The sequence below is a fragment of the Leucobacter sp. UT-8R-CII-1-4 genome, from assembly GCF_030010235.1.
Classification (GTDB): Bacteria; Actinomycetota; Actinomycetes; order Actinomycetales; family Microbacteriaceae; genus Leucobacter.
The window spans coordinates 976,048-999,067 of the sequence record NZ_JASCRS010000001.1 but is presented as its reverse complement, the minus strand read 5'-3'; the positions used below and the strand labels follow the sequence as shown (position 1 = coordinate 999,067).

The window sequence follows — 23,020 nt, the reverse complement described above, 5'->3', positions numbered from 1 at the left end:
TCGACGTTCGCTGCCAGCGCTCGGTCTATAGACTTGAGGTTATGACTACCGCTCGCGAACAACTCATTGACCTGATCACCTCCGAGGCGGTGTTTCACGGCGACTTCACGCTCACGAGCGGAAAGAAGGCGACCTACTACATCGACCTGCGCAAGCTGAGCCTTGACCACCGTGCTGCTCCACTGATCGGCCAGGTCATGCTCGACCTAATCGAGGATGTTGACGGTGTTGTCGCGGTTGGCGGACTCACCATGGGGGCAGACCCGATTGCTTCGGCCATCATGCACCAGGGTGTTGCGCGCGGCAAGACCTACGATTCGTTCGTAGTACGCAAGGAGCCAAAGGATCATGGTCGTGGTCGCCAAGTTGAGGGCCCAGACCTTGAGGGCAAGCGCGTCATCGTGGTCGAGGACACCTCAACCACCGGTGGATCACCGCTTCAGGCAATCGAAGCGCTCGAAAAGGTCGGCGCAATCGTGGCCGGTGTGGCCGTAGTGGTTGATCGCCAGGCGCCCGCAAAAGCCCGCATTGAAGAAGCCGGCTACGAGTACCGCTACGCAATCGGCTTGAACGACCTGGGTCTCGACCCGCAGTAACGCATCAGGTGAGGCTCGGGTGAGTGTTGCCCCGGGTGACTCACTAGGGGGAATGATGAATCAGACAGCACGTCCGAGCGCGCTCGCGCTCATTCTGGTTGGCCTCGCCGGAGGGTTACTTTCGGGGCTATTCGGCATTGGCGGCGGCACGATTATTGTGCCGGCGCTCGCTATTTGGTTGAGCATGCCGCAAAAGCTTTCGGCTGGTACCTCGGTAGCCGCGATCTTGCCGACCGCAATTGTTGGTGCGACAACTTACGCGATCCAGGGAAACGTTGACTGGTTTGCGGCCCTGCTTTTGGCCGTTGGCATCATCGTCGGCGCTCAGGTGGGTACTCACCTGCTCGTAAAACTTCCCGTGAACGCGATTCAGTGGGCATTCATGGGCTTTTTGCTCGTCGTGATTGTAAGCCTCTGGTTTGTGGTGCCGCAACGCGATGACGTGATCACGATCGACTTGCTGCTTGGATCATTGCTGGTTGTTACCGGCTTTGTGACGGGTGTGCTCTCGGGCATTCTTGGCGTCGGTGGTGGCATTGTTGTGGTGCCAATTCTGATGTTCTTCTTTGGCGCAAGCGACTTGATCGCAAAGGGCACTTCGCTGCTGATGATGATTCCCGGCTCGATTTCTGGAACCATCGGAAACTTCCGCAGACAGAACGTTGACATGCGTGCGGCAGCAATCGTTGGCTTTTCTGCCTGCGTTTGCGTGCCATTCAGCAGCGTGCTTGCCGGGTTGATTGACCCGTTCTGGGGCAATATCGCGTTCTCGGTGTACCTGCTCTTTATCGTGGGCCAGATGGCTTGGAGAAAGTTTCGTTCGAAGTAGGACAACGCGGCATTTCGGGCGCTGGATCGGCACACGCGAGTGCGATCCAGCGCCCGAAAGCAAACTACTTCGCAGGCAGCAGCTCAGCGACCGATCCGAGCACCTCTTCTGGACGGAACGGAAACTTCTCGATTTCAGCTGGATCACTGATGCCCGTCATCACAAGAATCGTGTGCAGGCCAGCTTCCATGCCCGCGACCACATCGGTGTCCATGCGGTCGCCGATCATCGCGGTGTTGTGCGAGTGAGCGCCAATCTTGTTGAGCGCTGAGCGGAACATCATCGGGTTTGGCTTGCCAACGATGTATGGCAGCTTGCCGGTGGCCTTGGTGATCAGGGCATTGATGGCGCCGGTTGCCGGCAGCGGGCCCTCTGGACTTGGTCCGGTGGCGTCGGGGTTCGTCGAGATGAAGCGCGAGCCATTGTTGATGAGACGGATCGCTTTGGTGATCGCGTCGAAAGAGTAGTTGCGTGTCTCGCCAACCACCACAAAGTCAGGGTTGGTCTCGGTCATCACAAAACCAGCGTCGTGCAGCGCTGTCAAAATGCCTGCCTCGCCAAGCACAAACGCGGTGCCACCTGGCTTCTGTTGGGTGAGAAACGCCGCGGTTGCGAGTGCACTCGTCCAGATGCGGTCTTCGGGCACGTTGAGACCCGAAGCGGCCAGGCGCGCACTCAAGTCGCGTGCGGTGAAAATCGAGTTGTTGGTGAGCACCAGGTAGGGCTGCTCAGTGTCTGTCCAGTGCTTGATCAATTCGGCCGCGCCGGGAATCGCGCGGTCCTCGTGCACCAGCACGCCGTCCATATCGGTGAGCCAGCATTCGATGTGGGCCCGTGGGTTTCCCAGTTCAGCAGGTGATTTGCTCATATGTTCAGACTACGCGGCGCGGGTAAACGGAGGGTAGCCCGAATACCCGCGCGTGGCAGCTGGTTCTCAGTAATTAGGGGAGCGTCGGGTTTGCGGCGCGGATTGCTGCGATAGCCGCTTCGGTAGTTGGGGCGGAATCATCTTCGCCCGAACTCGCGAACCAGATATCTCCGAGGAAGGCGTGAACGGTGTAGGACTGGAGCCGGTATCCGCTGAATTCTGTATTGTGCCAAGTGAAGACCACTGCGCCGTTCACTTCACTCCGTACAAAATCGCTATCAGCTTTGAGGCTTTGCTCAAGCGCATCTCGCGCGTCTTTTGGTAACTCAGCCACGGAACTCATCAGGAAGCTCTCGCTATTGAATGGATACAAGCAGGCCCGAGATTGAGTGGCGTGCTCAATCGCAGTCTGTGCAGCTGGTCCAAAGAGGAGCGGGAATTTTTCATAGTCGCCCTCTCCCGCAGTGATGCCTGTCATGCCTTGTTCCGCATAACGTTTGGCAACTTCAAGCCCAGCAGCATAGCCCTCAGGGTTCAATGCCTCGCAGTCGGGCAGCACAATTGGGGCAGCTGGCTTTTCCGGCTCGGTGGTTGGTTTGATGGTCGGTTTTGTTGTGGTGGTGGGCTTGGGTGGAGCCGTTTCTTCGCTGTCAGTTGCGAAGACCTGGGTGATGAGTACCCAGACCAGCAGTGCGATAACGACAACGGCACCGATGCTGGCGAAGATCCAGGTCTTCTTTTTTGACGCGGTAGGTGGTGGGGCCTGCTGACCAGCAGCAGTCTCAGGGGTATCTTCGTTTGGGAACTGCTCGTTCACGAGACGACACCTTTCAGATGGTTGTGTGCCTCAACTAATTAAGGCAGCGTCGGGTTTGCGGCGCGGATTGCTGCGAGTGCGGGCGCCGTCGTGAGGTCTTCCACTGCGGGACCGGAACTGGCGAACCAGACATCGCCGAGGAAGACATGAACGGTGAAAGTTGATGTATACGCGCCGTCGAATTCGGGGTTGTGCCAGGTGTAGACAGCTGCGCCGTTGACGGTGCTCTCGACGTAATCCCCGTCGGCACTGAGCGCTGCTATCAGTGTCTGTTGCGCCGCGCTGGGCAGTTCGGAGGTGTAATTCAGTGAGAACGCCTCGCTGTGTATCGGGTAGATGCAGGCTTGTGATTGAATCGTCTCGTCAAGAGCAGCCTGTGCTGCTGGCCCAAAACGGAGTGTGAACTTTGAAAAGTCGGTCTCACCCGTAGTGACGTCTGTCATGCCTTGTTCCGCATAACGTTTGGTAACTTCAAGCCCAGCAGCATATCCATCTGGATTCAGCGCTTCGCAGCTGGGCAGCACAATCGGTGCGGCCGGCTTTTCCGGCTCGGTGGTTGGTTTGGTCGGTTTCGTAGTCGTGACCGGTTTTGGTGGTGTGACCTCGTTGGTATCGCCCGCGAAGACCTGGGTGACGAGCACCCAGATCAGCAGGGCGACAACAACAACTGCGCCAATACCCGCGAAGATCCAGACCTTCTTTTTTGACGCGGTAGCTGGTGAGGGCTGCTGACCAGCAGCAGTCTCAGGGGTTTCTTCGCTCGGGAACTGATCGGTCATGAGTTGAAATCTTTCAGGCTGTTTCGGATCAACTATCGATTAGGGAAGTGTCGGGTTCGCGGCGCGGATTGAAGCGATCGAGGTTGGCAGCGAATCTTCGACTGGCCACGGGCCAAAGCTCGCGTACCAGACATTTCCGATGAACGCATGCACAGTGTTTGATTCGTCCCAGTGGCCTTCGTCAGATACTTGTTTCCATGTGAACACGGTCGCGCCGTCTACGGTGCTTTCAACAAAGTCACTATCGGCGCGCAGTTTCTCAAGGAAGGCATCCTTGTCGGCCTCGCGGATTTCCATCAACGCGGTGGCGAGGAAGGTTTCCAGATTGCGAACGTAGACGCACTCGCGAGACTGCACAGCACTTGAAAGCGCATCGACAGCCGCTGGCCCAAACTGGTCAGGGAATTTCTGGAAGGGTGTCACCTCTGAAAGCGGATCATGTTCCATTGCCGCGTAGCGGGCGCGAGCTTCGGCATCAATTGCGGCTTCCTGCGGGTTCAGTGCCTCGCAACTGGGCAGCACAATCGGAGCAGCCGGCTTTTCCGGCTCGGTGGTTGGTTTGGTCGGTTTCGTAGTCGTGACCGGTTTTGGTGGTGTGACCTCGTTGGTATCGCCCGCGAACACCTGCGTGACGAGCACCCAGACGAGCAGCGCGATGACAATCACGGCGCCGAAAACGCTAAAGAGCACAACCTTCTTTTTTGAAGGAGCCGTTGCGGCACCCTCGGTGTCGTGAACCGCATCGTTTTCAGGCATCTGACCAGTCATTTCACCATTCCAGTGTGTGTGTTGAGTATTGGCCCCAGCCTATCTTTGCTACAGCCGTCGGATACAAGGGGCGTTAGTGCATTGTTACTTAGCTGGCAAACTGTAGGTATGCATGAACGGGCCGGGCTCCAAGCAGAGCAGAGCGACTTGATTGATGTTCACCAACTTTTGGCTGCCTTCACCGAGATAGTTCCAGATCCAACGCAAGCTGAACAGCGCGTTGTGTTTGGTACATCTGGCCACCGTGGCAGCTCGCTCAGCGCGTCATTTAACGAGGCGCACATTGCCGCCATGAGCCAGGCGATCGCTGAGTATCGCAAAGCGCAGGGCATTGCTGGGCCGCTCTACTTGGGTGGCGACACTCACGCGCTCTCGCTGCCAGCGCTTCGGGTCGCCAAGAGCGTGCTCATCGCAATGGGTGTAAAGGTGGTACTGCCGAGTGCAGCACCGGGCGAAGCCGCCAATTTTGTGCCGACACCGGCACTCAGCCGGGCGATCCTCGCCCACAACGAACACCTGACGCTCGATGCGGCTGAACGGGCCGACGGAATCGTGGTCACGCCAAGCCACAATCCGCCCCGTGACGGCGGATTTAAATACAACCCGCCACACGGCGGACCGGCTGACACCGACGCGACCTCATGGATCGCGGCGCGAGCAAACGAATTGCTTGAGAGTGGCCAATGGCGTGACACCCTCGCCGCGGCAGACGAACCACACGAGGCAGCGCTTACATACGACTATGTCGGCGAATACGTGAGGGCCCTCGGCAGCGTGATCAATATGAAAGCGATTCGTGAAGCAGGAGTGCGTATTGGTGCGCACTCGCTCGGTGGCGCAAGCGAAGCCTACTGGGCAGCCATTCGCGATCATTACGACCTCGACCTCACCGTGCTTGGCAGCGGCATCGATCCACAGTGGGCGTTCATGCACCTCGACTGGGACGGCAAGATTCGAATGGATCCTTCGTCGGCCCAAGTGATGCAAACCGTCGCCGAATATCGTAAAGACTTTGACATTGTGACCGGCAACGACGCCGACGCCGACCGGCACGGCATCGTTACTCGCGACGCAGGCTTGATGAATCCCAATCATTTTCTCGCTGTCGCGATCGATTATCTGATTACTCACCGCCCCGACTGGCCAAAAGAAGCGGGCATTGGTAAGACACTTGTCTCTTCAGCAATTATCGACCGAGTAGTAGCGAAACACGGACGGCGACTGCTTGAAGTACCGGTTGGTTTCAAGTGGTTTGTGCCTGGGCTGAGTGATGGCAGCGTGGTGTTTGGTGGTGAAGAAAGTGCGGGTGCCTCATTCCAGCGTTTTGACGGCAGCGCGTGGAGCACCGACAAAGACGGAATTCTGCTTGCGCTGCTGGCCGCTGAAATTCAGGCCGTCACCGGTAAATCGCCGAGTGAGCTCTACCGTGAACTGACCGAAACATTTGGTGCACCGGTCTACGAACGCGTCGATGCCGCAGCGACCCCCGCGCAGAAGAAAGCTCTCGCAGCGCTCTCGCCCGCAGATGTTACCGAGACAGAACTTGCCGGCGATCCGATCACTGCTGTGCTGGTGAACGCACCAGGCAATGGGGCAGCCATCGGAGGCTTGAAGGTGCAGACTGAGCACGCATGGTTTGCGGCGAGGCCGAGCGGAACCGAAGACGTAATGAAGGTGTACGCAGAATCATTTAGGGGAGCGGATCACCTCGCTCTTGTGCAGCAGGCAGCGCAAGAGCTGGTTGCCGCCGTAACAAGCTGATACAAGGTCAAGAAGGGACTACGATTATTCGCATGTCCTCAACGCCTGCACCGCTCCGTCGCTACAGCTTTCTGGGCCCGGCAGGCACCTTTACCGAGGCGGCTTTGCGGCAGGTGCCAGAGGCTCAGGGACAAGAGTGGAAGCCCGTCGCCAACATTGGCGAAGCACTCAACGATGTGGTTACCGGCGCAAGTGACGCGGCCATGATCGCAATTGAGAATTCAGTTGATGGCGGCGTGACAGTTGCGCAAGACGCGCTCGCAACCATTCCCGGTTTGCAGATTATTGGTGAATACCTGGTGCCGGTGAGCTTTGTGCTGGTCGCTCGGCCGGGCACCACACTCGACCAGGTTGACGTGATTGCGGGGCACCCGGTCGCCTACGGTCAGTGCCGCAAATGGCTTGACGAAAAACTGCCAGCTCATCACCACCTGCCAGCCACTTCGAATGTGCAGGCCGCAGCCGACATTTTCAACGAGGCTAAGGGCGTTGACGCGGCTATCGCACCCCCAGGCATCGAAGCTCACTATGACGTGAAGGTGCTCGCTGAGGGCATCGCCGAAAACCCAGACGCTGTCACCCGCTTTGTGCTGGTCGCACGTACCGCGACGGTTGGCGAGCCAAGCGGAGCAGACAAAACCAGTCTCATCGTAGAGTTGCCTGACGACAAGTCGGGCTCGCTATTGCTCTTGCTCGAACAGTTCGCGACCCGAGGAGTGAACCTCACCCTGCTTGCGTCGCGGCCGATTGGTGATCGCATGGGACGATACCGGTTTGTGATCGATGTTGAGGGGCACGCCCGCGACGAACGAGTTTCAGATGCCCTGCTCGGGGTGAAGCGGTTCAGTCCGAACGTGGTGTTTTTGGGCTCGTACCAGCGCGCAGATCGAGTCGCAGCGACCACCCGAGGCGAGCACGACAATCAGTCGTTCAGCAGTGCTCGCGAGTGGCTTGACGAGCTGCTTGGCTAATGTGCGGCGCTCGCGCCTTAAATGACCGGTTTCCAGCTCTTTAGTACTTTTACGACGAGAGAGCCTGGATCCACCGTGCCGTTTGCTGCCAGTGCCAGGCCGAAGTCGTCGCCATCAAGTTGAATCGGCTCTGGGTGAGGCACTGAGAGTGAATATCGACGTGCGCGCATGTACGTAACCGAGCGGGTGTCGTTCACCAGGTCGATCACCTTGCGACCGGTTTTGGTTTTGCGCAGCACACCATTTTCGAATCCGAGCTTGTGCCAAATACGCAACCAAGAAAATGGACCAAGCGGGCGCAACGCCACCACGTCGAGCTGACCGTCGGCAATATCTGCGTCTGGAATGAGCAGCACACCGCCAGGCAGCAGCCCACAATTGCCAATCATTACGGTGAATACGGTGAGCGACTTGGCCGGTGCACCGTCAACCGAATAGTGAATCTGCAGGGGCGCGTCTTTGATCATGGTTCGCATGCCGGCATCAACGTAGGCAAGCCAGCCGACTCTTTTTTTCAACGAGGATCGGGTTGCCGTAATTGCTCGAGCGTCAAGACCCATGCCCGCCAACACCAAAAAGACGTGCTCGTCTTCGCTCTCATCGGGTCGAATGATGGTCACCAAACCAAGATCAATCGCCCGATCTTCGCCAATAAACGCCGCCCGCACCGACTCTCCCAGATCGTTCAGCGGTGCGCCGAGGTTTCGAGCAAGCAGATTGCCAGTGCCCTGCGGAATCACCGCGAGCGGCACGCCAGATCCGCGAAGTGATTCGGCCACGGCGCGAACTGTGCCGTCGCCGCCCGATGCGAGCACTACGGAGACGTCGGCTTCGATTGCTTCTTTGGTGATGCCTTGACCGGCATCATGCTCGGTCGTTTCGAACCACAGGCTGGGCGCCCAACCCCCGGCAACCTCGTGCGATTCAACTGCCTCGCGAAGCGTTGCAATGTCAGTCTTCAACGGGTGAAACACGATGGCGGCACGGGGCTGAGGAGAGACCATGGGTCCACGTTACTCTGTTCTGATTTCAGCAAGGAGTCTTAGAAGCTGCGCCGGATAGGATAGGGGCGTGATTGATCCTCAACTCCTGCGCAATGACCCCGAGACCATCAAGCGCTCACAGCGAGCGCGCGGAAATGACGAATCAACAGTAGATCTTGCGATCTCGGCCGACGAGTCGCGCCGTGCTGCACTTGGCGAGTTCGAGTCGCTTCGCGCCGAACAGAACCAATTTGGCAAGCAAGTAAAGGCAGCTTCGAAAGAAGAGAAGCCAGCACTGATCGCGAAGGCGCAACAGATTGCTGCCGACGTGAAGGCCGCAGAAGCGCGCTCACGCGAAGCCGATGCCGCATTTGATGTCGCAGCAAGCCGGATTGAGAACATTGTCATTGAGGGTGTTCCGGCGGGTGGCGAAGAAAACTTCGTGACGCTGCGCGAGGTGGGCGGTGTGCCCGAGTTCGACTTCGAACCGCGCGATCACCTTGAGCTTGGCGAAATGCTCGACGCCATCGATATGCAGCGCGGTGCCAAGGTATCTGGCGCTCGCTTCTACTTCTTGAAGGGTGTCGGTGCTCGCCTTGAGCTTGCGCTGATGAGCCTCGCGCTTGATCGCGCGCTCGCGGCAGGTTTTGTGCCGTTGATTCCGCCAACCCTTGTGAAACCAGAAATTATGCAGGGCACCGGGTTCCTCGGTGAGCATGCCGACGAGGTGTACCACCTGCCATCGCAGGATCTGTTCCTAACCGGCACCAGCGAGGTTGCCCTCGCCGGTTACCACGCCGATGAGATTCTCGACCTCTCGGGCGGTGCAATGCGCTACGCAGGTTGGAGCACCTGTTACCGCAGTGAAGCAGGCTCGCACGGTAAAGACACCCGCGGGATTCTGCGTGTGCACCAGTTCAACAAGCTTGAAATGTTTGTCTACACCGACCCTGCAGATGCCGAGGCAGAGCACCTTCGACTGCTCGGGTGGCAGGAGAGCATGATGCAAGCGCTGGGTCTGAGCTATCGAGTGATTGATGTCGCAGCCGGCGACCTCGGTTCGAGCGCGGCTCGCAAGTACGACATTGAAGCGTACGTACCAACGCAGGGCACTTACCGCGAGCTGACCTCGTCGAGCAACTGCACCACCTTCCAGTCGCGTCGCCTCGGTACCCGCTATCGCAGCGAAAGCGGCAAGACGACTCCGGTAGCGACCCTCAACGGTACGCTCGCGACCACGCGCTGGATCGTTGCAATTCTTGAGACGCATCAGCAGGCAGACGGCAGTGTTCGTGTGCCAGAAGCACTGCGTCCTTACCTCGGCGGACTCGAGGTCTTCACCCCGGTGTCGGCGTGATGCGCGCCGAGGATCGCCACCTCATCGCGCTCGATATTGACGGCACTGTGATGCCGTTCGGTGAGCGAGATGAGCAGGGTGAGTACATTCCGGCAACCCCGCACCCAGAGGTCGCCGAAGCGATTCGCACGCTGCACAACGCCGGGCACGAGGTCATTATTTCCACCGGTCGCGCGGTTGAGGCGACTCTTGACGTGGTCGAGCAGCTGCGACTTCAGGCTGACTGGGTTGTGGCCGCAAACGGTGCGGTGACGCTGAAGCGCGATCCGCTTGCCACTCGTGCATACCGGCGTGAGCACGTTGAGTCGTTTGATCCGGCCGGATTGCTGGAACGTATTCGCACTCATCTGGTCACTGCTACCTATGGTGTAGAAACTGCAGATGGCGAGTTTCTTTATACCGAGAAGATGCCTTCTGGAACGCTGCCTCGCAGGCAGCGACAGGTGACCTTCGACGAACTTCTCACTGCGAATGCGAGTCGCGTGCTTGTGGTGTCGCCAGATCACGCTCTGCAAGATTTTCTTGAGGTTTCTGAGGCGCTGGGGTTGAGTCGTGTTTCGTACGCGGTCGGGCTCACTACCTGGTTCGATATCGCACCAACCGGGGTCACTAAAGCGAGTGCGCTCGAGGTGCTTCGTCAGCGTCTCAACATTGACGCAGATCGTGTGTTTGCTGCTGGCGATGGTGAGAACGATATGCAGATGCTTGAGTGGGCTGGCCGCCGAGGTGACTCCGTTGCCATGGGCCAGGCTGATCCACACGTAAAAGAATCTGCGCGTCGGGTCACCGAAAGTGTCTACGAAAACGGTCTTTTGACCGCTCTGCAGCAACGATTTCCGGACTTGTTGGGCTAAGCGGTCAACTGCCGCCGATTTTTCCAGTAAGCTTTTACGCGGAGGGTTGTCCGAGCGGCCGAAGGAACTTGTCTTGAAAACAAGCAGGCGGTAACCCCGTCTCAGGAGTTCAAATCTCCTACCCTCCGCCACAGAAGCCCGACCAGAAGCAAATTTTGGTCGGGCTTCTCTCGTTTTCGGCACAATAGCTACAAATTACGACCCCAATTGTTACAGCTTGGTCACAGAACTTGCGGGTAACATCGGTAGATGCGCTACTCGCGCACGACACTTGTCATTACCAGGGAGTTTCACGTATGGCACGACAGCAACGCGGACACAGCGAGGCAAACCTTGGCGCGCGCCATGGGCGCTTGCGCCGTTCTGTCTCCTGGGCGAATGCTGCGAAGGTTGCGTTGACGGCCGTTCTGGTGGCAACCCTGAGTGGCGTTTCGGTAACCGCATATGCTCTCTGGGGAGCAGTGCAAGGAGCCCAAACGGTTGAACTGCCAAGCAGCCCCGATGCTGTTGCAGCCGGGGCACAGTCGCTTGATGGTGAGTTGACGGTGCTGCTAGTCGGTTCAGATAAGCGCAACGAAGAATCTGTGATGTACGACGGCGAAGAGGGCGAGCTCAACGACGTCAATATGCTGCTGCATATTCCAGCGGATCATAAGAGCGCGACCGTGATCAGTATTCCGCGTGACTTGATGGTGCCTATCCCAAGCTGCACCGACCCAGACACCGGTGAAACCAGCAGTGCCATGAGTGAGCAGCAGATCAATACCGCACTCAGCTATGGCGGGCTTGCCTGTGCTGCCGCAACGATCAGTGAACTCACCGGTATGGATATTCCCTACGCTGCGATGGTCGACTTTGATGGCGTCATCGATATCACCAATGCACTTGGTGGAATCACGGTCTGCCTCGCCGAGCCAATCGAAGATAGCGAGACCGGCCTGAACCTGCCAGCTGGTGAAGTGACAGTTGCCGGTGTTGACGCATTGAACTTCGCGCGCACCCGCTATGGTGTTGGCGACGGCAGCGACGTGAGCCGCATTAGTAACCAGCAGGTGTTTATGTCTGCGCTGCTGCGTCAGCTGCGCAGTTCGGACACGCTGAGTAACCCCGGCAAGGTTTACGCACTGGCAAAGACCGGCTTCGACAACCTCACACTTTCGAGCAGCATGGCATCAGTCCAGTTCTTGCAAGCGTTTGCGGGCACCGTGGTCGACATTGATCTTGATCGAGTGAACTTTGTGCAGTACCCAAGTTACGCACACCCATATGATCCGGGTCGCCTTGCTCCGGATCGAGCAGCTGCTGACGAGTTGATCCGTGTTGTGCTTAGCGGTGAGCCGTTCCAGGTGGCAGGCACGGGCGAGGCCGCGGTCGGCGGTACCGTGACAGAGGCTCCAGTTGAGGGTGAAGTTCCTGCTGAGGGAGCAACCGAGGTGCCTCCGGTGACTGTGCTTCCGCAGAATATTACGGGACAGAGCGCAGCCTCGGAGACGTGCTCGGCTGGCCGAACGAAATTCTAATTCGGCGAGTTTCGCTCTCGATTTCCGCGGGCTAGGTGCTTTGCCCTAAGATGGTCTACGGAGCCATGCCGGAGCGGCCGAACGGACTTCACTGCTAATGAAGGGTCGGGGTTAAACTCGACCGGGGGTTCAAATCCCCCTGGCTCCGCCGAAAACCCCCGCTTTATGCGGGGGTTTTCCCGTTCTCTTGGGAGTTTCGACAGTCCCTGGGGGATCCTCGTGGACGGCGCCTTTCAAGGGCGCGACGTAGTCTCTATGACGCACGAGGGGTTTTCGCGGAGTTCTGCTAACTTGTGACTTCACTAACATTTACTGTGCATGTGATCAAAATGTTGTCGAATGAGCCCAAATATATTTCATTTTCGTGACTCCCGAGGTTAGCTTGAGACAAGGCGTGACCTCGAACGGAGCATCATGAAACCCCTCGCAACCTCAGCAATTGCCATGATCGCCGCAGCCGGGCTGCTGCTCGGCACAGCATCTTCAGCGCAGGCAGCAACCCCTGTGACCATCTCGGTGGCAGCCGACGCATACGCCCTCGACGATAGCGGCCAGATCACCGGATCGAACGAGTTCCTGTATGACTCCGCCAAGGGCGACGAAGCTTCAAACGCCTACCAAATCGCATATCGAGGCACACTCAATATGCGCAGCCTCTGGTCTTCCTATCGCCTATTCAAAGTTGCTTGGTTGTTCAGCCCAGGCAACAACCAAGCGGAATGGGAACGCAAGACATTCTCGGGCAACTGGGATATTGCCTTTCACGTCGACAACACCGTTGTGACGAGCGATCCATCGTTTGTTGACTGCACTGCCCTGCAAAGCGAGATTGAAGCGCAAAACCCAGATACCGGTCTCTCACGTTTCATTCGCTGCACCTCGGTGAGCTATGACGACGCGAGTGGACAATACAACGCCCAGTTCATTCTGATGAATGAAGACGGCAGCAAGGTTACCGGCAAACAGCTTGACAGCAACCAGCCGAACATTTTGCGACTCACCACACCAGCGCAGGCTTTCTACGTGAAGCAATCTGCCTTCGAAGCCGGTAAAACCTTCGAAATGACGCAGCCGAGCGTCAACGGTGAAATGCGGATGGACGCATTCTTCCACTCGATGATGCCACTCACTTTTGACGCAGTCGGCAACGATGTGTCGCTGACAATGGTTAACACTTACGATGCCAGTTTCGAGTTCGTGAGCAACGCGCCAGGGAGAGCCCTATCTGCAGATGTGCAGGCGCTACTACCGCCCACGAAGACAATGCTGGTAGACGGTTCGACCGTGCAACCACCAGTGCCGGCGCTTACCTCAGTTGCCGACACGCAAGGCACCTGGACATTCGCTGGTTGGACTCCAAACGAATCGGTGATTACCGGCGCGAATGTGAGTTTTGTGGGTGCATGGGACTTCACCGTAGACCCCGATGCGCAATTCAACGTCACGTATCGTTTTGTCGATACCTCCGGAAACCCAGTGCCCCCACAGCTTGCAAGTGTGCAGCCATTGTCTGGTACCGCAACTCAGGGTGACACTGTGCAGGCCGCGACTTTCCCATCTAACGACGTAAACACATCCGCCGGAACCTGGTCATTTGCTGGATGGCAAGAAAACCCTATTGTTGTCGACGGACTTGATATTGAATTTGTCGGCGTCTGGTCGTTCAGCAAGACGGTGGTTCCACCAATTGACGGTGGATCAGGCGGCCTCGCGAATTCCGGCGCGGAGCCACAGCCGTTGCTTATCGGTGCTGGAATTCTCGCTTTATTATCGGGAGCGCTCGTACTGGCGACCAGCGCACGGACTGCCCGGCGACGCTAGCCGCATAGGATCGCTCGACAGATGTTGGGTCGCGCTGTAAGAATGGCAGCGCAACCCAACACCTCAAGAAGGTCGAAGACATGAACGCTAATCCACTGGTCCCCGTTAGCTATGACATCTTCTTCGCGCTTACAGTGCTCACCTGCCTGGTGCTACTAGTTGCTGCTTTCATTTCGATTGGTCGCAACGGCTCGAAACTCGGCTCAACGCAGACACTCGTCTGGGTGCTACTCGTGATTTTCTTGCCGGCGATTGGGTCGCTAGCCTGGTTCCTTGCAGGGCGGCCAAGCGTGCGACGCAGCTCTGAAATGCCAGCTGAATGAGGCCCCGACCGGGCGCAGGATAGTGCTTCTTTTGTGAGGGTCAAGGCCGGTGCATTTATTCCGCAGCGGCGTTAGCGTGGCAGTGAGAGTAGCTATTGGAGGCGAGATTCATGCACAAGAAACCACATGACAAGCACGAAGAAACCCTCGACAAGCCCGTGATGGACGGGGCTGACGAAGTGTTTGGGGGCGACGAAGACCCGCGCAAGAGTGAAGACGATCCCGCGTTGATTCGGCACCCAAGCGAGGAAGATACGACAGCGGCGCCCTACAACCTCTAAACGTTCGTGACTGAGCTCACCTGTAGAGACTTGTGTTCTCGGGCCAGCAGCGTGAGCGCCCCGCCTACGAGCGACAATACTGCTGCAGCGACAAAGAGCAGCCAAAAGCCGCCAACCAGCGCGACAAGGCCCGCACCAATCACCGGACCGAGCAACTGTCCGAGAGCCGCCACCACATTCACGACGCCAAGATCGCGAGCGTGGTCTTTTTCGCTTGGAAGCAGATCCGTAGCAAATGCGAGACCGACGGTCATAAACGCACCGTAGCCGACGCCCATCAACGCTGCCGCGAACATGGTGGTGGCGTAGCTCGGCGAGCTTGCGATCACCACACCTGAAATGGCTTGCAACACTGCAGCCGCCACGGTGATCCAGCGTCGCTTGCCGATCTTGTCTGAGATGACCCCGGAAACAATTGAGGCTGCGACAACAAACACGGTGTACACAACAATGAGTAGCAGCAGACTGTCTTCGGCCTCGCTCTTTGGAATCTCAAGCCCGTACAGCAGAAAGAAGAGCAGCAGTGATGTGCCGAGTGCATTGCCAATGTTCACGACGAGACGGCCAATCAGCATCCAGCGAAAGTCGTGATCACGCAGAAAGCTCAGGCGAGGGCTGCGTGGCGTCTCGAAATCGGCTCGATCGGCAACGGGGACCGCAGCCGCTTCGCTACCAGAGAATTTGGGAGGATCAGGCAGGAGCAACACCACAATTGTGCCGACCACGCCCATCGCGATCGCGAGCACCAGGTAGCTATCAAACACGCCAAGACCGAGCAGCACGACAGTGCCGACACCAACCACAATGCCAACCGCCTGGGCCGAAGACGCCGCTGACGCTGCGGCCCCGCGCTGGTGCGTGGGCAATTGATCGGCGATCATTGCGGTGAACGCGGCCGAGGCAATTGCGATACCGATCGACACGCCCACCCAGGCGAGCCCGATGCTGATTGGCGTGTTGCTCATGCCGGTGAACACGAGGCAGAGCGCCGTGATCCAGGTGCCGACAAGAGCAAATGGTCTGCGGCGAGAAGTGCTGGGATTTCTGCGGTCAGAAAACGCGCCGGCAATCGGGCCGGCAATTACGCCAGCCAACCCGCCAACGCCAAGCACCAGGCCAGAAGAGACCACGCCAGAGACCCAGCCGGCCTCACTTTCTGAGGTGTCGAGTTGCAGGGGCAGAAGAAGCTGCAAGGGGGTGAGCTGCACCGTCCAGATCAGTAGCCAAGCAATGGTGAACAGCACAAACCAGCTGGCGCCCGCCTTTTGGGTAGTTGAAATGTTCATGCGCGGCTACTTTCGATCAGGGCGCGGTACCACTCGAATGAGGCCTTCGGCCTGCGTTCGCCGCTCGTCATGTTTACGTGGGTGAGCCCAAAGCGCTGCGTGAAACCGTCGGACCACTCGAAGTTATCTAGGAGTGACCACACCGTGTATTCCTCAACAGCAACGCCAGCGGCAATGGCATCGGCTACCGCCAGAATGTGACCGTTGAGATAGTCAATGCGATCCTGGTCGAAAATCTCCTCGCCAGGGCCAAGCGAATTGGGCTCTGGAAAGGATGCGCCGTTTTCGCTCACAATGACAGGCGGTAGGGCATCACCGTAGACAGCGTGCATTTCGGTCAAGAGTGCGCTTAAGCTTGCTGGCACGATCGGCCAATCTGGCCCGAACCCAGTCACCGGCGCCCCAGGTGTGGGCACGATTTCAAAGGGAAGTGGGCTGCCCTCGTGCGCTGCGGCAACGGTGGTTGGGTTGTAAAAGTTGAGGCCGTAGAAGTCGATACTGCCCTGAATGAGTGCGAGGTCGCCGTCGTGCGCAGGCATCTCGGGTAGACCGTATTCGGCGAGGTCGGGGTAGTGGCCGAGTAGGAGTGGCTCAGCAAAAAGGCGATTGTGCACGAGATCGTACGCGGCTGCGGCTATCGCGTCGGCGGGGTCGACCGATGCTGGTCGTACGTGGGTGTGGTTGTTTGTGAGGCCGATTTGGGAGGCGCCAGCCGCCCGGAGCATCGGTGCCGTAAGCGCGTGTGCAAGCAATTGGTGATGTGCGGTCGGTAGTGCACCGAACAGTTCATTGCGGCCGGGGGCCAAATCGCCGATGCCGTACCCCTGCAGTGTGGTCATCGCTGGCTCGTTGATTGTGTACCAGTGTTTCACGCGATCGCCGAGGTGGATAGCGACGATCTCGGCGTAGTCACGAAAGCGCTCGGCTGTGTCGCGTGCTAGCCAGCCGCCTTCTTTTTCGATTGAGGCTGGTAGGTCCCAGTGGTACAGGGTTGGAAACGGAGTAACTCCCGTCTCGAGCAGCGCGTCGACCAGGCGGGAGTAGTAGTCGAGGCCCTTGGGGTTTGCGGCGCCAACGCCGTCTGGGAGCACACGAGTCCAGGAGATGCCAAAGCGGTAGCGATCAAGTCCGAGCTCTGCGCAGAGCGACACGTCTTCGAGGTAGCGGTGATAGCTGTCGGGCCCGGGTTCGGCGGTGCTTGCGTCTTTGATTGTTCCGGGGGAGTCAACGTAGTCGTCCCAGATGCTGCGACCGCGACCGTCAGTGTTTCGGGCTCCTTCAATCTGAAAGGCTGCGGTGGCTGCTGACCAGCGAAGCTGTTTCAGTGCCGGGTGCGGTGGGGAGTTAACAATTGGGCCGGGGTAGGGGCTTTGCGTCACGAAGTCACCTTTCGCGTCTATTCGCGCGCAACGCTGCGGCGAGTTGTTCGAAGCCTAACCCCATTCAAGAAAAGCTGGCCAAAATTTCAACAAATAGGTAAACTTGAGTCAACATCACTCAAGTTTGTTGGGGCGAGGATCATCGAACCCCAACGCACCCGTACTGCGAGATGGAGAGGAACCATGCAGGCAAATTGGCAACCAGCCGCTGAAGGCGGCGAACAGAGTGCGCTCGAACAGTTCGGTGTGAACCTCACCGAAGTTGCGCGCACGGGAAAACTCGATCCGGTCATCGGTCGAGACAGTGAAATTCGACGAGTCAGTCAGGTGCTCACCCGGCGCACAAAAAATAACCCAGTGCTGATCGGTGAGCCCGGCGTTGGCAAAACAGCCGTAGTCGAAGGACTGGCACAGCGCATTGTCGCCGGCGACGTCGCAGAATCACTGAAAGACAAAGAACTCATTTCGCTAGATATCTCTGCACTGATTGCCGGTGCAAAATATCGTGGCGAATTTGAAGAACGCATGAAAGCTGTGCTGCAAGAAATTAAAGACAGCGACGGCAAGGTGATTACCTTCATCGATGAGCTGCACACCCTCATGGGTGCTGGCGGAGGCGAGTCCTCAGTCGCAGCATCGCAAATGCTGAAACCCATGCTTGCCCGCGGCGAACTGCGACTCATCGGCGCAACCACGCTCGACGAGTACCGCGAGTACATTGAAAAAGACGCCGCGCTTGAGCGCCGTTTTCAGCAGGTCTATGTTGGTGAGCCATCGGTTGAAGATACCGTTGCGATCCTGCGCGGGCTCAAAGAACGTTATGAAGCACACCACAAAGTAACCATCGCCGATTCGGCGTTGATTGCGGCGGCGTCGCTTTCAAACCGCTACATCACGGCCAGGCAACTTCCCGATAAGGCGATTGACCTGATCGACGAAGCAGCATCGCGTCTGCGCATGGAAATCGACTCGGCGCCGCTTGAAATTGACGAGCTGCGCCGCGCAGTCGATCGCCTCAAGATTGAAGAGCTCGCGCTAAAGAAAGAAAAAGACGAGGCTTCAAAGCAGCGTCTCGCAAAACTGCGCGAAGACCTTCAGGCACGCCAACGCGACCTCGACGTGCTCGAAGCGCGTTGGGAAAAAGAACGCTCGACACTCAACCGAGTGGGCGAACTGCGCGAAAAGCGTGACCGTTTGCGTGTTGAAGAGGCCATCGCCGAGCGCGAGGGTGATCTGGCAAAGGTCTCGAAGATCCGCTACGGGCAATTGCCCGAAGTCGAGAAGCAACTTGCAGAAGCCGAGAACGCTGAGCGTCTCGACGAAGCAAGCGGTGAAGCGCGTATGGTCGGCGACCAGGTCACAGACGAGGACATTGCCGAGGTCGTAGCAGCCTGGACCGGCATTCCGGTTGGCCGCCTACTGCAGGGCGAAACCGAAAAGCTGCTCGCGCTTGAGGGCGAACTTGGCAAGCGACTCATTGGCCAGAGCGACGCAGTTCGTGCGGTGAGCGATGCGGTGCGTCGCTCACGTGCTGGAATCGCTGACCCCAACCGGCCAACTGGCTCGTTCCTCTTTCTCGGCCCCACCGGTGTCGGTAAAACAGAGCTCGCAAAAGCACTCGCCGAGTTTTTGTTTGACGATGAGCACGCGATGGTTCGTATCGACATGAGCGAATACGGTGAGAAGCACTCAGTATCGCGACTCGTCGGCGCCCCTCCGGGATATGTCGGCTACGAGCAGGGTGGTCAGCTCACCGAAGCTGTTCGGCGCAGGCCATACTCGGTTGTGCTGCTTGATGAAGTCGAGAAGGCTCACCCTGAGGTCTTTGACGTGCTGCTGCAGGTGCTCGACGATGGGCGGCTCACCGATGGTCAAGGCCGCACGGTCGACTTCCGAAATGTGATTCTGATCCTCACGTCGAATCTCGGTAGTCAGTACCTCATTGATGCCGATATGCCTTGGGCTGAGAAGGAAGACGCTGTGCGCGAGACAGTGCGCCGCGCGTTTAAACCTGAGTTTGTGAACCGTCTTGATGAGATGGTGATCTTCAGGCCGCTTTCCGAGCAAGACCTGGCACACATTGTTGATATTTCGATTGATCGCCTGCAAACGAGGCTCGAGGATCGCCGATTGACGGTCGGCGTGACCCCCGAAGCGCGCACCTGGCTGGCGGCTCGTGGTTATGACCCGGTCTACGGCGCGCGGCCACTGCGGCGGCTCATGCAGCGTGAGATTGACGACCGTCTTGCTCGCGCCATCCTGAGCGGCGAGGTGCACGACGGTCAAGCAGTGCGGGTGACGCTCGCCGCTGACGGCAACGGCCTTGAGGTGAGCAGCAACTAGCTGGCTGTTGCTCGCACCGGCCGCTGGGTCTCGTGCGGCGGCTCTCACGCGTGGGTTCTCGCTCATCGAGTGGATACGTTGTTACTCAAAAGGGGCCTTATGCGGGTTCCCCGCGTATCCACTCGAGAACAACGTATCCACTCAGTGGGAAAGGCCGGCGGGCTATCGCGGGCTTCCGATCCCTCGTCGGTTTAAAGACGAGGTACCGTTGAACTTGCGGGTCGTTCGATTCGAGCGGCCCGCAAGTTTGATGTTTGGGGGCGGGCTATGGCGAATCCGGCACGGGCAATGCTAATGCGATTTGCCCCGATGATCTACGGGCCCACCGTCTTGTTCGCGCTCGGTGAGGGTGCGGTCATCCCGCTCATTCCGGTGCTTGCCACAAATCTGGGAGCTGATCTTGCCACCGCTGGCTTGGTGGCTTCTGCGCTCGTAGTGGGCCAACTCTGCGGCAACTTCCCGGCAGGCTGGCTCGTAATGCGCCTCGGCGAGCGACTTACCATGGCAATCGCAGGCACCGCCGCGCTTTTTGGCGTGCTCGGGTTGGTGTTTGCGCCAAATGTCGGACTCCTCAGCGCCTCAGTCTTTTTGATCGGCATGTGCGCTGCGGCATTTGCTCTCGCGCGGCACGCGTTCATGACTGCAAAGGTGCCGTTTTCATTCCGAGCAAGGGCCCTTGCGTTGCTCGGCGGATCGTTTCGCCTCGGCATGTTTATCGGCCCATTTCTCGCGGCAGGCCTGCTCAGCCTGACCGGAACAGGCACATCGGCAGCCTGGTGCTTCGCGGTGTGTCTCGTCGCTTCGGTGCTGCTCGTGCTGCTCGGGCCCGACCCGGAGCAGCAGATCGAAGAGGAACTGCGTAACGAACGGGCCGGGCAAACTGGGCTTTTGCAACCCCTTGCAGACACTGGAGAAGCAGTCACTGGATCGATTTCGCTGCCCACGAGCCCGGTTATTGGAAATTCCAATAACACAAGAAGGGGCGGGAGTGACGAGGATCGTGCTGCTCGCGAGGGTGTGTTCCGCACGATGGCAACACATCGAAAAGTGCTCGCCAGGCTCGGTGTAGCTGCGGCCTCGCTCTCAGCTGTTCGTTCTGCCCGCCAGGTCGTGCTGCCGCTCTGGGGTCTTTCGATCGGGCTAGACCCGCAATCGATTGCGCTCGTGATCGGTATCTCGGGAGCGATCGACTTCGCGCTGTTCTACGCGAGCGGTCAGGTGATGGACCGGTTTGGGCGGCTCTGGGCCGTACTGCCAGCGATGCTGCTCATGGGCGCAGGATTTTTGGCGCTCGCCCTCACCCATGACTCGGCCGATGCATCAATGTGGTTTGCGATGTTTGCTGCGGTGATCGGCGTGGGCAATGGCCTCTCTAGTGGAATCCTGATGACGCTCGGCGCCGACGTTGCACCGCAAGATAATCCGGCGGCATTCTTGAGTTCATGGCGCACACTGAACGATGCCGGAGGTGCGCTTGCCCCCGTCGTATTTTCGGCGCTTGCGGCCGTTTCAACTCTGAGCATTGCAACCGGCGCAATGGGCGCAATCGCGCTGCTTGGCGCTTTCGGGTTTTGGCGTTGGGTGCCGATGTTCGTGCGTAGGGTGCCCGGACCGAGCGATCCAACGAGCTAACTAGTTGTTGTTTGCTTGCCGAGCGGCGATCAGATCGCGCGCGGTGAGTCTGTGCTGCCGTTGCCTGTAGTCGTCAGAAGTGATGCCGCTGATGAGTGAGCCCGGGTCGATTTCAAGGGCGGTCGCGATTCGCACGAGTGACTCGACGGTCGGGCTTGAAGCGCCGCGTTCGATCTTGCCGATAGTGGTCCAGTTGATCTCAGAAAGATGCCCTAGGTCTTCGAGGGAGATCTGACGCGCATTGCGTGCTTTGCGCACTCTGCGGCCGATTTCCTCAGCTGCTGGAGAGTGAGAAATTGACACGAGACTAGGGTGCGCGCAGCCTCCTATATTCGCCAACGTTTTTGCGGATAATGTGCAAAAGCATTGGGCGAAAACAGCAGTGTTTACGTGTGATTGTCCATAATATTGATCGCGATGGGCTGCAACATTGATCGTGGTGGGCCGCAACGCCAGCCCGGGTTTGGTGGCCAGAACGTTGCAAGAGCCACCTTTTCGACCCTGTCAATGGCACCTGAGTTGCAGATGAAAGCGAACCGCGTGGTACTTAAGTCGGATCTTCGGCTCTCTGACACGTGTGATGGGCAATAGCCCAGTGAGTCACACATAGACTTGAACCGCCGCGATCAGCGGTGTTCCCTGACCGAAAGACTGAAGCCCGTGAGCCGAGCCGATCGATCCGACAAATTGCGCATTATGATCGCCTGCGACACATTCTCGCCAGACGTGAATGGTGCCGCGCGATTTGCCGAGCGTCTTGCCGCAGGTCTTGTTGAACGTGGGCACTCCGTCTATGTGATTGCCCCAGGCCAGCAGTGGAAGCGCACCGCGCCAAGTGTTGAGACCATCGAGGGACAACCCATGACCGTGTACCGCCTGCCCGCATTGCGCTGGCTGCCACACGATTGGCTGCGCTTTGTACTGCCATGGCGCTCACGACACTACGCCCGCAAGATTCTGAAGCACGTAACGCCAGACGTGATTCACATTCAGTCGCACATTATTATCGGTCGAGGGTTTGCCGCCGAGGGCGAGCGCAAGGGTATTCGTATTGTGGCAACAAACCACGTTATGCCCGAAAACGTACTTGACTTCACCCTGCTGCCCGAGCGTGCGAAGCGTCTCTTCGTGCGGTGGGGCTGGCATGACGCCGACAGTGTCATCTCAAAGGCAAGCGCCGTCACCACACCGACCCGACGCGCGGCAGACTTCCTCGAGCGCAACACCACCCGTCGCGGAGTGCTGCCAGTGAGCTGTGGCCTGCGCGCAGCAGACTACAACTCCGATCTCACTCCGCGCACCGAGAACCGTTTGGTGTTCGTCGGGCGCGTCACCCTCGAAAAAGAGATCGACGTCATCATTCGGGCGCTGACAAAGCTCGACCCTGCGCTGAACGTATCATTCACAATTGTCGGCGATGGCGACCAACGCAAACAGCTCGAAAAGCTCACGCGTGATCTGGGCGTTGCCGATCGAGTGACCTTCACCGGACGGGTGAGCGACGAAGTGCTCCGTGCACACCTCACCGGAGCCAGCGCCTTTGTGATCGCTTCAATTGCTGAACTGCAGTCGATCGCGACAATGGAAGCAATGGCGAGCGGTCTGCCGATTCTCGCCGCTGACGCTATGGCGCTGCCACACCTGGTGCACCACGGCGAAAACGGGTACCTCTTCCAGCCGGGCAACGACCGAGAACTGGCAGCACGAATTACCCAGGTGCTTACCGCGAGCCCAGAAGAATATCTGGCAATGCAGCAGAGCTCGCTCGAAGCAGTCAAGGTTCACGATCTTGATCGCACGCTCGACACTTTCGAGGCGCTCTACCGCGGCGAAACCCCAGCAGAGTAGCCAT

Annotated in this window: 21 protein-coding genes and 2 tRNA genes; 15 read left to right on the top strand and 8 right to left on the bottom strand. The window is 58.3% G+C overall.

Annotation, left to right across the window (positions count from 1 at the left end):
* Positions 1-41 precede the first annotated feature (41 nt).
* Together pyrE and QBL02_RS04360 are read left to right on the top strand one after the other, a co-directional pair.
* Positions 42-596: an orotate phosphoribosyltransferase gene (gene pyrE, locus QBL02_RS04365; RefSeq protein WP_282725130.1), complete on the top strand. Its 555-nt coding sequence runs from the start codon at positions 42-44 to the stop codon at positions 594-596.
* Between the two features lie 55 nt (positions 597-651).
* Positions 652-1,425 carry a sulfite exporter TauE/SafE family protein gene (locus QBL02_RS04360; RefSeq protein ID WP_282725129.1) on the top strand — a complete coding sequence of 258 codons (774 nt, stop codon included), beginning with the start codon at positions 652-654 and terminating at the stop codon, positions 1,423-1,425.
* Between the two features lie 64 nt (positions 1,426-1,489).
* Here QBL02_RS04360 and QBL02_RS04355 read toward each other — a convergent pair whose 3' ends face one another.
* The 4 genes from QBL02_RS04355 to QBL02_RS04340 form a co-directional block, all read right to left on the bottom strand.
* The gene (locus QBL02_RS04355; protein ID WP_282725128.1) at positions 1,490-2,293 is read right to left on the bottom strand and encodes an HAD-IIA family hydrolase; all 804 of its coding nucleotides are present in this window, start codon (positions 2,291-2,293) and stop codon (positions 1,490-1,492) included.
* Positions 2,294-2,366: 73 nt separating this feature from the next.
* On the bottom strand, positions 2,367-3,110 hold the full coding sequence (locus QBL02_RS04350) for a hypothetical protein (protein ID WP_282725127.1): 744 nt from the start codon (positions 3,108-3,110) through the stop codon (positions 2,367-2,369).
* Positions 3,111-3,148: 38 nt separating this feature from the next.
* The gene (locus QBL02_RS04345; RefSeq protein ID WP_282725126.1) at positions 3,149-3,889 is read right to left on the bottom strand and encodes a hypothetical protein; all 741 of its coding nucleotides are present in this window, start codon (positions 3,887-3,889) and stop codon (positions 3,149-3,151) included.
* A 39-nt stretch (positions 3,890-3,928) separates the two neighbouring features.
* Positions 3,929-4,657: a hypothetical protein gene (locus QBL02_RS04340; protein ID WP_282725125.1), complete on the bottom strand. Its 729-nt coding sequence runs from the start codon at positions 4,655-4,657 to the stop codon at positions 3,929-3,931.
* A 108-nt stretch (positions 4,658-4,765) separates the two neighbouring features.
* Between QBL02_RS04340 and pgm the strand changes: the two genes are divergently transcribed.
* Together pgm and pheA are read left to right on the top strand one after the other, a co-directional pair.
* Positions 4,766-6,418 carry a phosphoglucomutase (alpha-D-glucose-1,6-bisphosphate-dependent) gene (pgm, locus tag QBL02_RS04335; protein WP_282725124.1) on the top strand — a complete coding sequence of 551 codons (1,653 nt, stop codon included), beginning with the start codon at positions 4,766-4,768 and terminating at the stop codon, positions 6,416-6,418.
* A 32-nt stretch (positions 6,419-6,450) separates the two neighbouring features.
* Positions 6,451-7,389 (top strand): prephenate dehydratase, encoded by a 939-nt coding sequence (gene pheA, locus QBL02_RS04330; protein WP_282725123.1) that lies wholly within the window; start codon positions 6,451-6,453, stop codon positions 7,387-7,389.
* A gap of 17 nt (positions 7,390-7,406) precedes the next feature.
* Here pheA and QBL02_RS04325 read toward each other — a convergent pair whose 3' ends face one another.
* A complete protein-coding gene (locus QBL02_RS04325) occupies positions 7,407-8,393 on the bottom strand; it encodes a diacylglycerol kinase family protein (protein ID WP_282725122.1) in 987 nt (328 codons plus the stop codon).
* 67 nt (positions 8,394-8,460) lie between these two features.
* On the opposite strand from QBL02_RS04325, the gene serS reads away from it, so the two are divergent.
* From serS to QBL02_RS04285, 8 genes are all read left to right on the top strand, one after another.
* A complete protein-coding gene (gene serS, locus QBL02_RS04320) occupies positions 8,461-9,729 on the top strand; it encodes a serine--tRNA ligase (RefSeq protein WP_282725121.1) in 1,269 nt (422 codons plus the stop codon).
* On the top strand, positions 9,729-10,583 hold the full coding sequence (locus QBL02_RS04315) for an HAD-IIB family hydrolase (protein WP_282725281.1): 855 nt from the start codon (positions 9,729-9,731) through the stop codon (positions 10,581-10,583). The genes serS and QBL02_RS04315 overlap by 1 nt, the downstream gene beginning before the upstream one ends.
* Before the next feature lie 40 nt (positions 10,584-10,623).
* Positions 10,624-10,714, top strand: a tRNA-Ser gene (locus tag QBL02_RS04310).
* A gap of 165 nt (positions 10,715-10,879) precedes the next feature.
* A complete protein-coding gene (locus QBL02_RS04305) occupies positions 10,880-12,103 on the top strand; it encodes an LCP family protein (RefSeq protein WP_282725120.1) in 1,224 nt (407 codons plus the stop codon).
* A gap of 59 nt (positions 12,104-12,162) precedes the next feature.
* Positions 12,163-12,251, top strand: a tRNA-Ser gene (locus QBL02_RS04300).
* A gap of 266 nt (positions 12,252-12,517) precedes the next feature.
* On the top strand, positions 12,518-13,924 hold the full coding sequence (locus QBL02_RS04295; RefSeq protein ID WP_282725119.1) for an SHIRT domain-containing protein: 1,407 nt from the start codon (positions 12,518-12,520) through the stop codon (positions 13,922-13,924).
* Positions 13,925-14,004: 80 nt separating this feature from the next.
* Positions 14,005-14,247, top strand: coding sequence for a PLD nuclease N-terminal domain-containing protein (locus QBL02_RS04290; RefSeq protein ID WP_282725118.1), 243 nt, complete (start codon positions 14,005-14,007; stop codon positions 14,245-14,247).
* A gap of 110 nt (positions 14,248-14,357) precedes the next feature.
* On the top strand, positions 14,358-14,528 hold the full coding sequence (locus QBL02_RS04285; RefSeq protein ID WP_282725117.1) for a hypothetical protein: 171 nt from the start codon (positions 14,358-14,360) through the stop codon (positions 14,526-14,528).
* Here the strand turns inward: QBL02_RS04285 and QBL02_RS04280 are convergent.
* Entirely contained in the window at positions 14,525-15,814 is a 1,290-nt protein-coding gene (locus QBL02_RS04280) for an MFS transporter (RefSeq protein WP_282725116.1), read from the bottom strand. The genes QBL02_RS04285 and QBL02_RS04280 overlap by 4 nt on opposite strands.
* Positions 15,811-17,193 carry a GH1 family beta-glucosidase gene (locus tag QBL02_RS04275; protein ID WP_282725115.1) on the bottom strand — a complete coding sequence of 461 codons (1,383 nt, stop codon included), beginning with the start codon at positions 17,191-17,193 and terminating at the stop codon, positions 15,811-15,813. The genes QBL02_RS04280 and QBL02_RS04275 overlap by 4 nt, the downstream gene beginning before the upstream one ends.
* 183 nt (positions 17,194-17,376) lie before the next feature.
* Here QBL02_RS04275 and QBL02_RS04270 point away from each other — a divergent pair, with 183 nt between their 5' ends.
* Together QBL02_RS04270 and QBL02_RS04265 are read left to right on the top strand one after the other, a co-directional pair.
* Entirely contained in the window at positions 17,377-19,536 is a 2,160-nt protein-coding gene (locus QBL02_RS04270) for an AAA family ATPase (RefSeq protein ID WP_282725114.1), read from the top strand.
* A 309-nt stretch (positions 19,537-19,845) separates the two neighbouring features.
* Positions 19,846-21,168, top strand: coding sequence for an MFS transporter (locus QBL02_RS04265; protein WP_282725113.1), 1,323 nt, complete (start codon positions 19,846-19,848; stop codon positions 21,166-21,168).
* Here the strand turns inward: QBL02_RS04265 and QBL02_RS04260 are convergent, their stop codons facing one another.
* The gene (locus QBL02_RS04260) at positions 21,169-21,471 is read right to left on the bottom strand and encodes a helix-turn-helix transcriptional regulator (RefSeq protein ID WP_282725112.1); all 303 of its coding nucleotides are present in this window, start codon (positions 21,469-21,471) and stop codon (positions 21,169-21,171) included.
* A 393-nt stretch (positions 21,472-21,864) separates the two neighbouring features.
* On the opposite strand from QBL02_RS04260, the gene QBL02_RS04255 reads away from it, so the two are divergent.
* Positions 21,865-23,016 (top strand): glycosyltransferase, encoded by a 1,152-nt coding sequence (locus tag QBL02_RS04255; protein ID WP_282725280.1) that lies wholly within the window; start codon positions 21,865-21,867, stop codon positions 23,014-23,016.
* Positions 23,017-23,020: the final 4 nt, after the last annotated feature.

Excerpts from the sequence above, each read along its gene's own strand:
- pyrE (WP_282725130.1), top strand. The coding sequence starts at position 42 with ATGACTACCGCTCGCGAACAACTCATTGACCTGATCACCTCCGAGGCG.
- QBL02_RS04360 (WP_282725129.1), top strand. The coding sequence starts at position 652 with ATGAATCAGACAGCACGTCCGAGCGCGCTCGCGCTCATTCTGGTTGGC.
- QBL02_RS04355 (WP_282725128.1), bottom strand. The coding sequence starts at position 2,293 with ATGAGCAAATCACCTGCTGAACTGGGAAACCCACGGGCCCACATCGAA.
- QBL02_RS04345 (WP_282725126.1), bottom strand. The coding sequence starts at position 3,889 with ATGACCGATCAGTTCCCGAGCGAAGAAACCCCTGAGACTGCTGCTGGT.
- QBL02_RS04340 (WP_282725125.1), bottom strand. The coding sequence starts at position 4,657 with ATGACTGGTCAGATGCCTGAAAACGATGCGGTTCACGACACCGAGGGT.
- pgm (WP_282725124.1), top strand. The coding sequence starts at position 4,766 with ATGCATGAACGGGCCGGGCTCCAAGCAGAGCAGAGCGACTTGATTGAT.
- pheA (WP_282725123.1), top strand. The coding sequence starts at position 6,451 with ATGTCCTCAACGCCTGCACCGCTCCGTCGCTACAGCTTTCTGGGCCCG.
- QBL02_RS04325 (WP_282725122.1), bottom strand. The coding sequence starts at position 8,393 with ATGGTCTCTCCTCAGCCCCGTGCCGCCATCGTGTTTCACCCGTTGAAG.
- QBL02_RS04315 (WP_282725281.1), top strand. The coding sequence starts at position 9,729 with ATGCGCGCCGAGGATCGCCACCTCATCGCGCTCGATATTGACGGCACT.
- QBL02_RS04305 (WP_282725120.1), top strand. The coding sequence starts at position 10,880 with ATGGCACGACAGCAACGCGGACACAGCGAGGCAAACCTTGGCGCGCGC.
- QBL02_RS04295 (WP_282725119.1), top strand. The coding sequence starts at position 12,518 with ATGAAACCCCTCGCAACCTCAGCAATTGCCATGATCGCCGCAGCCGGG.
- QBL02_RS04290 (WP_282725118.1), top strand. The coding sequence starts at position 14,005 with ATGAACGCTAATCCACTGGTCCCCGTTAGCTATGACATCTTCTTCGCG.
- QBL02_RS04285 (WP_282725117.1), top strand. The coding sequence starts at position 14,358 with ATGCACAAGAAACCACATGACAAGCACGAAGAAACCCTCGACAAGCCC.
- QBL02_RS04280 (WP_282725116.1), bottom strand. The coding sequence starts at position 15,814 with ATGAACATTTCAACTACCCAAAAGGCGGGCGCCAGCTGGTTTGTGCTG.
- QBL02_RS04270 (WP_282725114.1), top strand. The coding sequence starts at position 17,377 with ATGCAGGCAAATTGGCAACCAGCCGCTGAAGGCGGCGAACAGAGTGCG.
- QBL02_RS04265 (WP_282725113.1), top strand. The coding sequence starts at position 19,846 with ATGATCTACGGGCCCACCGTCTTGTTCGCGCTCGGTGAGGGTGCGGTC.
- QBL02_RS04255 (WP_282725280.1), top strand. The coding sequence starts at position 21,865 with ATGATCGCCTGCGACACATTCTCGCCAGACGTGAATGGTGCCGCGCGA.